Genomic DNA, 13720 nt, shown 5'->3' on the forward strand with positions numbered 1-13720 from the left:
CGGCAAAAGCCGCTATTTATTCTTCATTTTCAATTTGCTTTTCTCTTCTTATTATACTTTTTTCTACTGTTTTTCTTCTTTTTCTCGAATCATCTTGATCATTTATTAATGGATTTTGGGAAAAACTTAATCTTTCTTTAAAATCGTCAAGCAAGTCTTTATTAATATTTTCTCTTATAAAGCTATCTGACAAGGCTTTTAGCATAAATTTTTTGTCTGGTCTTTTTTCATAAGATTCGCCAAATACCTTATCTTTTATAGCAAGCTCTATTAAATTTACACCTGAAAGATTTGTATAGTAGAAAGTTCTACCTTGTCTGACATTCATTTCCAAACAATAAATCTTTCCTGTCTTAGAATCTTTTTTGAAGTCAAGGTTAAATAAACCATAATAATCTATTTTTTCAACTATTTTTTTTGCAATTTCATAAAATTCTTCATCTTCATAGTCGATTTGAACAAGATGATTGCCAACCCACATATCTCTATGATCTGATAATAGATTTCTAGCTAAGGTCATTGAAACTTTTCCATCATTAGCCCTATATCCATTGAGGGAATATTCGCTTCCATCTACTCCATTTATATATTCTTGGACTATCATATTATGATCGTAGCCTTTTTCAAATATTTCTTTTAAAACATCTATTGCCTCTTGTTTCGATTCTAATTTATATCCTTTTTTCTTTTCTTTAAGATCTAAACCCAAAAATTGTGAATAATCATCGGCTTTTACAAAAAGGTCGCCATCAAGATCCAACTGAGCCAAATTATCCTTATTTATTAGTTGAGTTTTTGGATAAAGGATATTGTTTTTATCTAATAACTTATAAAAATTTGATTTTTCTATAAGTTTTTCTCCCATTTCTTTGTTAGGATAAGGAATTTCAAAATCAAATTCTAATCTGTCTATGTTTTTTAAAAGCATTGACATATATTCTTCAGTTGGTACAAAAAAAACTAATTTTTCATCCTTGTGTTTCTTACCTATCTTATTTAAAAGTTTTACAAAAACATCATCATCTGTTGAAAAATTCTTTTTTGTATTAATATCAGCAATCTTTGAATCGACAAAAGGTACTAATACTGCACTACCAGCTACAATAGCTTTTTTTGAAAAAGCCTCATAGAAACTTCTTGCTACGGAGTAAGAATTAGAATCTGTTCCCAAGATTAAAGCATTAAATTTTTCCATTATTAATAAAAAACCTCCTAAATCATAAAGTTTTAAAATATTCTATTTAATATACAAAGAAAATAAGGGAAATAATCGTCATTAGACTTAAATCCAATGATTAAATTATAACCCTAATCTTCTAAAATATCTATTTAAAATATTGACTCTAAAGATTTGTTATCTCTTTCTTCATCTAATTTTTCAATAAATTCTTCGAAAGATACGTCTTTTGTTTCTTCTCCGTCTCTATTTCTTACTGTTAATTTTCCAGAATTTTCTTCATTTTCGCCTACTACTAGCATGTAGTTTGTTCTCATAAGTTGAGCTTGTCTTATCTTATATCCTACTCCCTCACTTCTGTGGTCAACTTCTACTCTGTAGCCTGCTTTTTTGATTTTTTTAGCCAAATCGTCTGCGAAATCTGCAAATTTATCTGATACTGGAATTATTTCAACTTGTTTTGGATTAATCCAAAGTGGGAATCTTCCTGCAAATTGTTCTGTTACTGAACCAATAAATCTTTCTATTGATCCAAGAAGGGCTCTGTGAAGCATTACTGGTCTTTTCTTTTCGCCGTTTTCGTCTATATATGTTAGGTCAAAGTTTTGTGGTAATTGGAAATCTAGTTGGATTGTTCCACATTGCCATGTTCTTTTTGCTGCATCTTCCAAGTGGAAGTCAATTTTTGGTCCATAAAATGCTCCGTCTTTTGGATTTATTGTATAATCAATTCCTCTTTCAATCAAAGCATCTTCTAGGGCTTTTTCTGCAAAATCCCATTCTTCAATTTTCCCCATAAAATCATCTGGTCTTGTTGATAATTCTATTTTATATTTAAAACCAAATGTTGAATATAAAAGATCAGCAAGGTCAATCATTTTAAATACTTCATCTTTTACTTGACTTGGCAAACAATAAACGTGAGCATCATCTTGAGTAAATGTTCTTACTCTGAAAAGTCCGTGAAGGGCTCCTGATAATTCGTGTCTGTGAACTTGGCCGTATTCTGCAAGTCTAATTGGAAGATCTCTGTATGAATGTGGTTCTTCTCCATAAACTAAAACTGATCCAGGGCAGTTCATTGGTTTTACTGCATAATTTTCCCCGTCAATTTTTGTAAAATACATATTTTCTTTGTAATGATCCCAGTGGCCTGATCTGTGCCACAATTCTTCATTCATAATAAGTGGAGTTTGGATTTCGCCGTAACCATTTTCAGCTAAAACATCTGTCCACCAATTTAAAAGCTCATGTCTTAAAATCATTCCATTTTCTTTAAAGAATGGGAATCCTGGAGCTTCATCGTGGAAAGAGAATAGATTCATTTCTTTACCAATTTTTCTGTGGTCACGTCTTTTAGCTTCTTCTTGAAGCTCAATATATTCATCTAATTGTTTTTTCTTTTCAAAACTTATACCATAAATTCTTTGAAGCATTTTTCTATCAGAATCGCCTCTCCAATAAGCACCAGCTATAGAATTTAATTTGATTGCCTTGATTGATTTTGTTGAAAGAAGATGAGGTCCTTTACAAAGGTCAACAAATACATTATCGCCCATTTCATAAAGAGTAATAATTTCATCTTCTGGAAGATCTTCAATTAATTCAACCTTGTATTCTTGGTTTTCTTTTTTGAAATATTCCAAAGCCTCATTTCTTGAAATTTCTTTTCTTACCATTTTCAAATCTTTTTTGGCAATTTCTTTCATTTTTTCTTCAATTTTTGGAAGATCTTCTGGAACAAATCTGTGTTCAAGATCTATATCATAATAAAATCCGCTTTCAATTGCAGGTCCAATCGCAAATTTTGCATCAGGCCAAATCTCTTTAATAGCAGCAGCCATCAAATGACTTGTTGTATGCCAAAAAATTTCTTTTCCTTCTTTGTCTTCAAATTTTATAACCTTAAAATCAGAGTCTTCATTAATAGGTTCAGCATAGCCCATAACTTTTCCATTAACTACAGCGCCCAAAGCTGACCTGAATAATCCTTCAGAAATATCTTTTGTAACATCTCCAACACTTACACCTTTTTCATATTCTTTTACACTTTCATCAGGTAATTTAATTTTTATCATTTTCTCACTCCTTAAAAATTTTTATCCACACTTTCTTAAATTTCAGAAAGATTTAGTAACAAATTTCAAATAAAGCACAACCATTAAATAAATTTATTAAGATAGAATTTAAAAATTTTAAAATAAAAAAGACACACCATCCCAAAGGACGATGTGTCGTGGTTCCACCTTAATTTATACTCATTAATGTTTTAAGGCAGGTCATGCCTTTCGTATTAGCGAAAATATCAGGGGTGGTCTTGGGGATAAACTTGATCAAAAGCTCTCAGCAAACACTTTTTCTCTGTAAAAAAAGTAAAATCCTTACTCTTCCCGTCATCTATCTATTTTTTCTTATAAATCTATGTTACTAGCAAAATATTTTTTTGCAAATTTATTTTTAAAAAATTTTATTTTTAAATTCTTTTAAAAATTTTTTCAGATTTTTTCAATAAAAGCAAAATGATTTTTACTTGCCTATGAATTTTTATTTAAAAATCTAGAGAAAATTGTTAAAATTTTCTAATATGTGATATAATACTTATAAGAAATAAGAAAGGAATTATTATGGATTTTACACCTTCTCCAATTAAAAGAAAATTTATAAAAGATGAAGCCTATGACCTTATTTCAAAAAAAATCATTTCTGGCGAATTAAAACCTAAATCAAAAATTCGCATAAATGAATTGTCTGAGGCCTTGGGGATTTCTAGAACTCCTGTTAGAGAGGCTATTTTAAGGCTTGAAGATGAGGGGCTTATTTTGTCAAAGGCAAACAGATGGACAATGGTTGCTCCTATCGATGTTGATGAAACTTTAAATATTTATCCTATAATTTCTAGTTTAGAAAAGCTTGCTTTGGAGCTTGGATTTTCAAATGTTAATGATGAAATTATAGAAAATCTTGAATATATTAATGAAAATATTAAAAAAGTTCAAGACAAAAAAAATCATATAAAAATTTTAGAATTAGACCAAGCTTTTCACAAAGAAATTATTGATCTTGCACAAAACAAAGAAATTGAATCTTTGCTTGATGGTTTAAAAAGAAAAGTTTCTAGGGTGGATATTTATTTTTTTGAGGATGATAGCCACAAGATGTCAAGTTTTGATGAACACGCAGAAATTATCAAATTTTTGAAAAAAAGAGATTTGGATAAGGCTTTAAAGGCTGTTGAAAAAAACTGGGCAACTACTATGTCAAGTCTTGAAGATATTGATTTTTCAAATGATGAAGATGAGGAGTTGTTCTAAATTATTTGTTTCATTTTAATTAATTGATATGATTTAATTTTTATTGGATTTATGTTTTAAAGTAACATGAAATTTTCAATTTTACATATTGCCTTTTCTTATTTTTGTTTTAAATTTTTGTAAAATGGCTATAAATAGGATAGGAGGCTTGTATGAAAATTAATGGCGACAATTTAGTTTCTATATCCACTGCTAACAAAAATTTTTCAAAAATTGCAAGGCTTGCTGACAAAAAAGGTTCTGCTGTAATTTTGAAAAATAACAAGATTAAATATATTGTCCTTCCTTACAGGGAAGTTAAAAAAGAGGAAATTTTTCCTGATGAAAATATTGAGGATCTTGCTCAAAGACTAATTGAAAAAATCAAAGACGAATACAATATTCAATTAAAACTTGATATTGAAAATAATTAAAAAAATTAGAATTTTCTTAAAATTTTAGGAAAATTCTTTTTTTATAATGATAAAAGGAGTTTTTATGTTAAAATTTATGAAAAAAATCCCAGGAGGGCTTTTGCTTATTCCTATGTTGATTTCTGCAATTTTTTATACTTTTTTTCCAAATTTTTTAATGTTGGTACAGTTTCTGGGACTTTTTTTACAAAAAAGGGGATAAATTATATTCTCGGTTTGATTTGTTTTTTGTCGGCAACTTCTCTTGATTTGAAAAATTTGAAAAACATCATCAGAAAACAAGGCTCTATCCTTTTATTAAAATTCATTATTTCTCTGATTTTTGGAATTTTATTTGTTAAATTTTTTGGACTTGATGGAATTTTTGGAATTTCTGCTCTTGCTTTTATCACTTGTATTTGTTCTTTAAATCCAGCTTTATATCTTGCTCTTTCTTATGATTATGGGGATAAGGATGATATTGCAGCTTTTTCTCTTGCAGAAATTTTGTGTATGCCCGCTTTTCCTATTTTGATTTTTTCAATTTCAAAAAGTTCTGTAATTGATTGGACTCCTCTTATTTCGATTTTAATTCCTTTGATTTTTGGTATAATTATTGGAAATTTTGACCGTCAAATGGCTGAATTTTTTTATCCTGCTATTAATATTTTGACTCCTTTTATGGGTTGGTCTTTTGGTTCTGGTATAAATTTAATTAGCGCTTTCAAGGCTAGTTTTCAAGGGATTTTTATAAGTATTTTATTTTATATTTTAACTTTGCCTATATTATTTTTCTATGAAAGAAAAATTTTAAAGGAGAATGGTATAACAAGTATAGGAATTTCATCTATTGCTGGTCTTTCAACTTCTGTTCCAGAAATTTTGGCTAATAGAGACCAAAGTCTTTCAGCTATTTCTCAAACTGCAACGGCTCAAATCGCTCTTGGTGTTTTACTTACAAGTTTTTTTACTCCTTTTATTATGGGAAAATTTGCAAATAAACTTATGTGTGATAATGAAAATTAAAGATAATTTCTATTTAAATTTTTAAGTGATATAATTATATAGAAAAATAAAATAGGTAGAGTAGGGTTAAGGCGTTAAGTGCTAGAAAATGGGATGTTGTTTCTAGACGAAAGATTTTAACCTGCATCCGCTACATCATTTCCTATGATGGCAGACTACCAAATAGGAGGAAAAAATGAAAAATTTAAAGAACATCAGAACTTTGATTTTGCTATCATTTTTTATGGCATTATCCATTGTAGTTTCAAGATTTTTTTCTATAACTACAGTAAGTCAAAAAGTTGGACTAGGTTTTATTGTAACGTCAGCTATGTGCTCGATTTTTAATCCATCACTTGCTGTTTTTGCATCAATAATTATTGATGTAATTTCGAATTTAATTTTCCCAACGGCTGGAGGATTTTATTTACCCTTTGTTACAACAAAAATTGCCACAGCCCTAATCTATACTTTCTTTTTTTATAGAAAAGAAATCACAAGAAAAAATATCGTATTTGCTACGATTTTAAACTCTCTTATAACAAGTTTATTTTTAAATACCCTTTGGACTAGCCAACTTACTGGCAATCCATTTATGGCACAATTTGCAATGAGAGTTCCGACGATGGCAATAAATTTCGTATTTCACACCATAGTTTTGTTAATAATTTTGCCAAAACTTGCAAAAATTTTACGAATAGAGATAAAAAAATTGGGAGCACAACCAGAAAATGCTCCTTACTAGGAGAAATTTATGAAATTATTTAAAATAATAAGTTTGATATTGGCAATTGCCTTTATATTTTTTGGATTCAATATTTATTTTAAGAAAAAATATAATTTTATAAATAACTTTGAAAAAGATTATAAAAACGGATTAAAAGATGAAAATTATGCAAAAAAAGTAGGATTGATTGAATTAATATTAGGAATAAGTTTCTTTATATTATTCCTAAGTTTATAGAAATTTATGCAAAGATTAAAGCAAAAAAGACAGGAAATGCAATTCCTGTCTTTTTTTATGCATCTTATACATTAGTTTCTTTACACTTTCATTATACAAGTTAAAATCAAAAAATCCATTTTAAAATTTCCTATTTTTTAAATAATTCTTGTGATAAAATATAAATGATGTTTTGCTAACATCTCCATAATTTAAAAAGGAGGTGAGTAAAATGCATATAGAAGACTTGTTAACAACTATTATTCTTAATTTATTTGCAAATGTAATTTACGATTGCATTAAAATGTGGTTTGAATTTAAGAATAAAGCAAAACATTAAACCACAAAAAAAGACAGGAACTGCAATTCCTGTCTTTTTAAATGCATATAACTTGTTAACTTCTATACACTTTCATTATACAAGCTAAGCATTTAAAATCAAATTTTTTTTAATTTTCAACAATTATTTTTGAATTATATCCAAAGTTTCAGCGTCAAGTTCTACATCGTCTCCGCCAACAACGTCGATTTCGTAAATAGTTTTTCCTTCATCATTTACATCTAATTCATAGGATTTTACAAATCCTTTGTTGTTTTCAAGAGCTTTTTTAATAGCTTCTTTTGCATCTTTTATTTTTGTAAAGTCGATAGCTTTTTTATCACTAGAATCATCTTCTTTGTCTTGTTCTTTTGACAAAATTTCTCCGCTATCAGCATCTATTTTTGCTTCATATTCATCATTTCCATTAAATCCTTTGATGTCATAAGCATATTTTCCATTATCTTCATCAAATTCAAGAGATGAAACTTCTATTTCCTCTGCCTTAAATTCTTCTTTAAATTTTTTAACAGCATCATCAAGTGATATTTTAAATTCTTTATCTTCAATTCCTGTTGTCATCTCATCTTTTTTGTCTTCAGCCTTGTCTTTAACTGAATTTACTTCTTCTGAAACTGCTGCTTTTGTATTGCTTACAGCATCTTTTGCATCTTCCTTTGCATTTTTTGCATTTTCTCCAGAACAAGCTGAAAGTAAAAGAGCAAGGGCAAGAGCAGATGCTCCATATTTTAAATTTTTATTAAATTTCATTTTTTTCCTCCATATTTTAAAATTTATACAGTCTTAATATACTGCTTTTAAAAAATTAAACAAGTTTTGATATTTTTTTAATAATATTTATTTGTTTTTCTATTTTATTGATTTATATTTTACAAAATAAAAAAGCAGGTCATTTTGACCTACTTAATTAATGATTGGGGATTATAAGATGTTTCATAATAGAATTTATCTGCTCTCGCATAAGAAATTGTATATTCTATCATTATATTTTCTATATCAAAACTTTCTCTTTGAATTTTTAAACAAGGACTCTGGCTTTTAATATTTAAAGCTTTTGCCTTTTCATTTTCTACGCTTGACACTGAAAAACTTTCCTTAACTTGGTAGATTTTTGTATTAAATAATTCATCAAATATATCATAAAGGGCTTTTTTTGATAATAATTGTTTATTTATTTTTGAAAATCTCTTGTAAGGAATAATTGTTGTTTCATACATCATTGCTATGTCATCAGCAAGCCTAAGCCTATCAAATTGAATTATCTTGTCATCTTTTTCCAATTTTAACAATTTTTTTAGCTCGCTATTTGCTTCTTTTATTTCAAAATTTATAACAATTGATTTTGGCTTTTTGCCATTTCTTTTTGTTTGTTCAGTAAAAGAATAATAATTTGAAAGATTTTGCCTATTTTGTTCTCTAACAAAAGTTCCTTTTCCTTGAATTTGATAAAGCATGCCAGAATTTACCAAAGAGCCAACTGCATTTCTTACAGTTGTTCTTGATACATTGTAGTCTTTACAAAGTTGCCTTTCTGATGGGAGCTTGTCTCCTTTTTCCATAAAGGAAATTTTTGTGATCAACTCATCTATGAGTTTTGAGTAAAGAGCTGACATAATTTTTTATTCTCCTTAATTTTTATAATCGTGGATTGTAACGCCCTTTACAACCCTGTTTACTGTGTGTGTTCTTGATGGATTATCTGGAGTATTTCCTACTCTAAGGCTGGTTACTAAGGCAATTATTTGTCCAATAATTATATAGGCAGGGCAAAGATATACATCATCTAATCCATCTTCTTCAAATATCAATTCATAATCCCTATCTAATTTTGAATTTGAAATTCCTATTATTTTTTTTGCTATTTTATCATTTGCTATTTCATCTAAAATATCTAAATCATATAATCTTGTGTAAGGATTTGATGAAACAAAAGAAATTACAAGAGTATTTTCATCAACAAATGATTTTGGACCGTGCCTAAATCCCATTGATGATTCCCAAATTGTTGCAACTTCTCCAGCTGTTAATTCTAGAATTTTTAATCTTGCTTCTTTTGTCAATTTTCCCAAGGGACCTGATCCAAGATATACAACCCTATTAAAATCAAAATTTACTAAATTTTCAATTTCTTCCAAGTTATTATAAATTTCTTTTCCAAGTTTTGAAATTTTTTCTACGATTTCTTTTTTATTTTTTGTTTTTGTATCAAATATCAATAAAGTGGCAAGTAACATTGATGAAAATGAATTTGTCATAGCAAATCCTTTATCATTTGTTATTTCTGGTTCCAAAAATACATAAGAATTTTCATCATCTTTCAAAGCTTGAGCAAGTTTTCCTTCTTTTGCACAAGTTATAGGCAAATTATAAAAATCATCCACAATTTGCTTACCAAGTTTTACAGCTGCAAGAGATTCTGGGGAATTCCCACTTCTTGCAAAAGAAACCAAAAGTGTTTTTTGATTTTTTTCAAAATGTAGGTAAGGAGCTGAAACCAAATCTGTTGTTGCAACTGATTCGAATTCAAATTCTCCATGAGTTTTTAAATAATCAAGGGCAATGTTTCCAACGTATTCACTTGTTCCTGCCCCTGTAAAAATAACCTTACAATCTTTGCCAACTTTTTTTAAAAAATTTTCTATATCATTTTTTCTTTTTTCGTATAAATTATAAACTTCAAGCCATGTATCTGCTTGATTTAAAATTTCTGTGTAAGTGTATTTAAAATCTTTTTCTTCCAACTTACTTTCATCTAAAAGCATTACGCCCTCCTTCATTGGTAGTAACCATCATTTAAATATTATTATATCTTCTCTGGTACTTTATTCAAGACCAATTTAATTGATTTATTAATAATTATCTTAATTTATTTTTTTAATTTTTTTATTTTTCAATTTTTTCAAATATTGAAACAGCAGTTTCTTTTAAAACTTCATTTAAGCTTTGAATATTTTCTTTTCCTTGTTCTTTAAGCCATTGTTTTGATTTTTCTGTATCTTTTGCATATATATCAACGCAATCTTTCCATGTAGCTCTACCGCACAAAACTCCATTGAAATTTGATCCTGCTTCTTTTGCAAAAATCAAAGTTTCTTTGAAAAGTTCTGCGCTTACACCACCTGATAAGAATATAAATGGAATATTTGTTGCATCAGCTTGGTCTTTGAAAAATTTCTTAGCTTGGTCTTTGCTATAAACAAAATTTTCCCCATAGCCTTCTACAAAATTCATATTAACTGGTGTTTCTACTTTCAAAACATCAACCTTATACTTAGGATTATCAAATTCTTTCATAGCTTCAATTACTTTTTTTGGTCTAACTTTTGCATATTTTTCATCTTTTTCGCTATCAAGTGTATAATCATAAGTTACAATTTCCAAAAAATATGGAAGTCCTAAGCCTTCTGCCTCGTAGCCAACTCTTTCAACCCAAGCTTTTTTTACATCATTTATTTTCTCATCTTCGTCAACATCATAATACAAGAGAACTTTTAATGCGTTTGCTCCCATTTCTTTTGCCCTAAGTCCTGACATAAAATCAATTAATTTAGGAAGTCTGCCTACTTCATATTCATCATATCCTGTTTGCTCGTAGCTTATAATTAATCCCGCATTTTCATCTTTTACATCAATAGCAGTTTTTCCATAAATTGGATCTAACAAAATTGATGATGAAAAAGGAGTAAGCTCTTTTGAAACTTGTCTTTTAAATTCAGAAATTCCTTCAACATTATTCAAAGATTCGTTTGCTTTTTTCATCATTTTTTCCATAGAACCTCTTTGGTCTATGGCAAGAGCTGCTATTACTCCATCTTCATTTGCTAATTTTTTTAGATTTTCTAATTTTTCTTTTGAAATTTTCATATTAACTCCTTTATTTCTATTTTTTCTTTGTATTTGTCAAAATCATTTATATTTATGTGGGCAATTTCTTCATTTAGAACATTCAAAAGTCCACAAGTCATTGATTTTTTTATAAAATCTTCATCATCTTCCTTATTAAAAATTGCAGATAAGGCTCCAGCCAAGGTCGAATCGCCACTTCCAACAGGATTTATAGCTTTAACCTTAGGAACTTTAGCCTTATAAATTTTATTTTTTATTTTAAATATAGCTCCATCTTTTCCTTGAGAAATAATTACATAAGGAATATCTTTAAGGGGAGCTTTTTCAAATATTTTTCTTATTTCCTCTTCATTTTCTGGAAATTCTTTTTCAATAATATCTTTTATTTCTGTTTCATTTGGCTTTATCAAATCAGGTTTGATTTTTCCTTTAACAATTTCTTTCAAAGTATTTCCAGATGTATCAAGCGATACAAATATTTTATTTTCTTTTGCAAATTTTATAATTTTTTGATAAAAACTTGCATCAAGACCTTTTGGCAAAGAACCAGATATATTAATTATTTCAATATTTTTTGATATTTTTTCAAGATGATCCAAAAATTCTTTTTCCTTTTCCAAGCCAATCTTTGGACCTTTTTCTAGAATTTCTGTTTGATTATTATCATGAATTATTGCAATACAATTTCTAGTTTCATCTTCAAGTTTAATAAAATCGTGGGATATTTTTCTTTCATCAAGCCTTTTTTCAATAAATTCCCCAAGTTTTCCACCAAAAAAACCAGAATTTGTTACCTTTTCTCCCAATTCATTCAAAACATAAGAAACATGAATGCCCTTGCCACCTGCATCTTTATTTACAAGCTCTACCCTATTAACATCATCAATTTTGAGATTTTCAATATTATATGAAATATCAACAGAAGGATTTGCCGTTATACTTAAAATCAAATCATCTCTCCTTTTTCATAAAATTTCTTTGCCAAAATCAAAGAACCAATAGAAGGATTTGCGAAAGGTTCTACAATTTCCACCCTATCATCAGCATATTGTTCAATCTTATCAAGCAATCTTTGACCCAAATTAAAAACGCCACCAGAATATGAAACCTTAACAGCACCTTTAAAATCCAATTTTTTGATAAGAGTATTTATAACAAGGCTAGCCTCTTTTGCAACATCATCCAAAAGATTTAAAGCATAAGTATCATTTTCATCAATTGCCTTAGAGAAAATTTTTGAAAGACTTGCAAGCTCATCTCTTTGCATATTATTTGCCAAAGTAATTATTTCAAAATCATCAGAGATTTCCAATTCCTTTTTCAAAAGATCATAAATCGGACTTTTTTCATATCTACCATCAGAAATTTTTGTAAAAATATTTAAAATTTTAAGACCAATATAATACCCACTAGCCTCATCTCCAAGCAAAGGTCCCCAGCCTCCACACATCATACTATTTCCATTATTATCAACACCAAAACCAATTGAGCCAGTTCCAAGAACCAAATTAATACCAGCATTCGCATTCAAAGAGCCTGCCCAACCATTTAAACAATCATTTCCAACTTTGAAATTTTTAGAGCCCAAAATTTTTTCAAGACTTTCAAGAATAAAAGATTCGTCTTCCTTAAATTGACCAAAGCCCGGCATAGCCAAAAAAGTAAAATCAATATCAGAAATTTCTATTCCAGCCTTTTTAACTAAAATTTCAATTCCATTTTTTAATCTTTTAAAAAATTCTTCTCTAGAAATTTGCTTTAAGTGAATAGTTTTTTCCTTGTGCTCATATAATTTTTTATTAACTTCAAGAACAAAAGCCGTCTTTGTTCCACCGCCATCAATCCCCAAAAAAACTTCTCTCATATGATACCATCCTTTTTAAAAGTTTTTCATTGGTAACTACCATTACTAATATTAGTATATATAAAATAAAGACCAAGGTCAAGGAAATAAATTTAAATTCAGGATTTAAAAATAATTTTTAATTTTAAAAATCTCAAATTAAAATTTTCTAAGCTTTAAAATTTTTTATAATTTCTTTTATTTTAATGTATCGTTTTCTTTACTTTGCAAAATTTATTTTTCTTACAAGAATAATTTTTGATTGAATTTTTATTATTGTAATTTGTTTTTTTATTAGTTTGCTTTGACTTTTTTATGCTTAAATGAGCTTTTAAAATTATTTTTTTAATTAATTCTTGACATATCAATTAATTTTATATAAAATAATGGTAATTACCAGATAAATATTTTGTTTTTATTTTTCTGGTTTTCTAGAAAATATCCTATTTTTATAAAATTTTTCTCACTTTAAAATTTTGGCAATTATATTTCAAATTTAGAGAATAATTTTTTTAAAATTTGGGAAAATGTTTCTAAAAATTTTTAAAATTGTTTCGATAATTTAAGAAAGGAGGATTATGTTAGGTGAAATAGCAAGGACATCCTTGGTTTTATTGATTTTTATAGCTATTTTTGTACTAATTAGTCAAATATTAAGCCACAGAAATCTAAAAAAGAAAAAGAAATATTTTGAAAGCTTACACAAAAATCTTAAACCTGGCAAGGAAGTTATGTTGACTGATGGTATTTATGGAAAAATTGTTTCTTTGAAAGAAGATTATGCTATCATCAAAATTGCCAAGGATGTTGAAATTAAAGTTAGCCGTTACTCTATTAGTGAAATACTAAATTAATTTGAAAGG

At 28.0% G+C, this 13720-nt stretch carries 13 protein-coding genes, 1 pseudogene and 1 riboswitch; of the genes and pseudogenes, 6 read left to right on the top strand and 8 right to left on the bottom strand.

Features of this window, described 5'->3' with window-relative positions; translation table 11 throughout:
* Positions 1–16: 16 nt before the first annotated feature.
* Entirely contained in the window at positions 17–1195 is a 1179-nt protein-coding gene (locus tag HMPREF3045_RS01205; protein WP_070736806.1) for a carboxylate--amine ligase, read from the bottom strand.
* Between the two features lie 134 nt (positions 1196–1329).
* Positions 1330–3255, bottom strand: coding sequence for a threonine--tRNA ligase (gene thrS, locus HMPREF3045_RS01210; RefSeq protein ID WP_070736807.1), 1926 nt, complete (start codon positions 3253–3255; stop codon positions 1330–1332).
* Positions 3256–3801: 546 nt separating this feature from the next.
* Between thrS and HMPREF3045_RS01215 the strand changes: the two genes are divergently transcribed.
* The 5 genes and pseudogenes from HMPREF3045_RS01215 to HMPREF3045_RS01235 all read left to right on the top strand — a co-directional run bounded on the left by HMPREF3045_RS01215 (position 3802) and on the right by HMPREF3045_RS01235 (position 6849).
* Positions 3802–4488, top strand: coding sequence for a GntR family transcriptional regulator (locus HMPREF3045_RS01215; RefSeq protein ID WP_070736808.1), 687 nt, complete (start codon positions 3802–3804; stop codon positions 4486–4488).
* Between the two features lie 152 nt (positions 4489–4640).
* Complete coding sequence (locus tag HMPREF3045_RS01220) at positions 4641–4901, top strand: prevent-host-death protein (protein WP_070736809.1); 261 nt, start codon at positions 4641–4643, stop codon at positions 4899–4901.
* A gap of 112 nt (positions 4902–5013) precedes the next feature.
* Positions 5014–5906: pseudogene (locus HMPREF3045_RS01225) on the top strand (2-keto-3-deoxygluconate permease).
* Positions 5907–5960: 54 nt separating this feature from the next.
* A riboswitch (THF riboswitch) is annotated at positions 5961–6041 on the top strand.
* Positions 6042–6081: 40 nt separating this feature from the next.
* Complete coding sequence (locus HMPREF3045_RS01230) at positions 6082–6630, top strand: folate family ECF transporter S component (protein ID WP_039920617.1); 549 nt, start codon at positions 6082–6084, stop codon at positions 6628–6630.
* A 9-nt stretch (positions 6631–6639) separates the two neighbouring features.
* The gene (locus HMPREF3045_RS01235) at positions 6640–6849 is read left to right on the top strand and encodes a DUF3784 domain-containing protein (RefSeq protein WP_070736810.1); all 210 of its coding nucleotides are present in this window, start codon (positions 6640–6642) and stop codon (positions 6847–6849) included.
* Between the two features lie 442 nt (positions 6850–7291).
* On the opposite strand, the gene HMPREF3045_RS01240 is transcribed toward HMPREF3045_RS01235, so the two are convergent.
* The 6 genes from HMPREF3045_RS01240 to HMPREF3045_RS01265 all read right to left on the bottom strand — a co-directional run bounded on the left by HMPREF3045_RS01240 (position 7292) and on the right by HMPREF3045_RS01265 (position 12878).
* Positions 7292–7918 carry a PepSY domain-containing protein gene (locus HMPREF3045_RS01240; RefSeq protein ID WP_070736811.1) on the bottom strand — a complete coding sequence of 209 codons (627 nt, stop codon included), beginning with the start codon at positions 7916–7918 and terminating at the stop codon, positions 7292–7294.
* Positions 7919–8067: 149 nt separating this feature from the next.
* Positions 8068–8781 (bottom strand): GntR family transcriptional regulator, encoded by a 714-nt coding sequence (locus HMPREF3045_RS01245; RefSeq protein ID WP_070736812.1) that lies wholly within the window; start codon positions 8779–8781, stop codon positions 8068–8070.
* A gap of 15 nt (positions 8782–8796) precedes the next feature.
* Positions 8797–9930, bottom strand: a complete 1134-nt coding sequence (locus tag HMPREF3045_RS01250; protein ID WP_070736813.1) for an SIS domain-containing protein — start codon at positions 9928–9930, stop codon at positions 8797–8799.
* A gap of 121 nt (positions 9931–10051) precedes the next feature.
* Positions 10052–11032: a tagatose 1,6-diphosphate aldolase gene (locus tag HMPREF3045_RS01255; RefSeq protein WP_070736814.1), complete on the bottom strand. Its 981-nt coding sequence runs from the start codon at positions 11030–11032 to the stop codon at positions 10052–10054.
* The gene (locus tag HMPREF3045_RS01260; protein ID WP_070736815.1) at positions 11029–11964 is read right to left on the bottom strand and encodes a hexose kinase; all 936 of its coding nucleotides are present in this window, start codon (positions 11962–11964) and stop codon (positions 11029–11031) included. The genes HMPREF3045_RS01255 and HMPREF3045_RS01260 overlap by 4 nt, the downstream gene beginning before the upstream one ends.
* Complete coding sequence (locus HMPREF3045_RS01265; protein WP_070736816.1) at positions 11961–12878, bottom strand: N-acetylglucosamine kinase; 918 nt, start codon at positions 12876–12878, stop codon at positions 11961–11963. Before HMPREF3045_RS01265 ends, HMPREF3045_RS01260 begins: the two co-directional genes overlap by 4 nt.
* A gap of 557 nt (positions 12879–13435) precedes the next feature.
* On the opposite strand from HMPREF3045_RS01265, the gene yajC reads away from it, so the two are divergent.
* Positions 13436–13711 carry a preprotein translocase subunit YajC gene (gene yajC / locus HMPREF3045_RS01270; protein WP_004839537.1) on the top strand — a complete coding sequence of 92 codons (276 nt, stop codon included), beginning with the start codon at positions 13436–13438 and terminating at the stop codon, positions 13709–13711.
* Positions 13712–13720 lie beyond the last annotated feature (9 nt).

Origin of the sequence: Anaerococcus sp. HMSC075B03, assembly GCF_001815585.1 — a bacterium.
In the GTDB taxonomy this organism is placed as follows: domain Bacteria; phylum Bacillota; class Clostridia; order Tissierellales; family Peptoniphilaceae; genus Anaerococcus; species Anaerococcus vaginalis.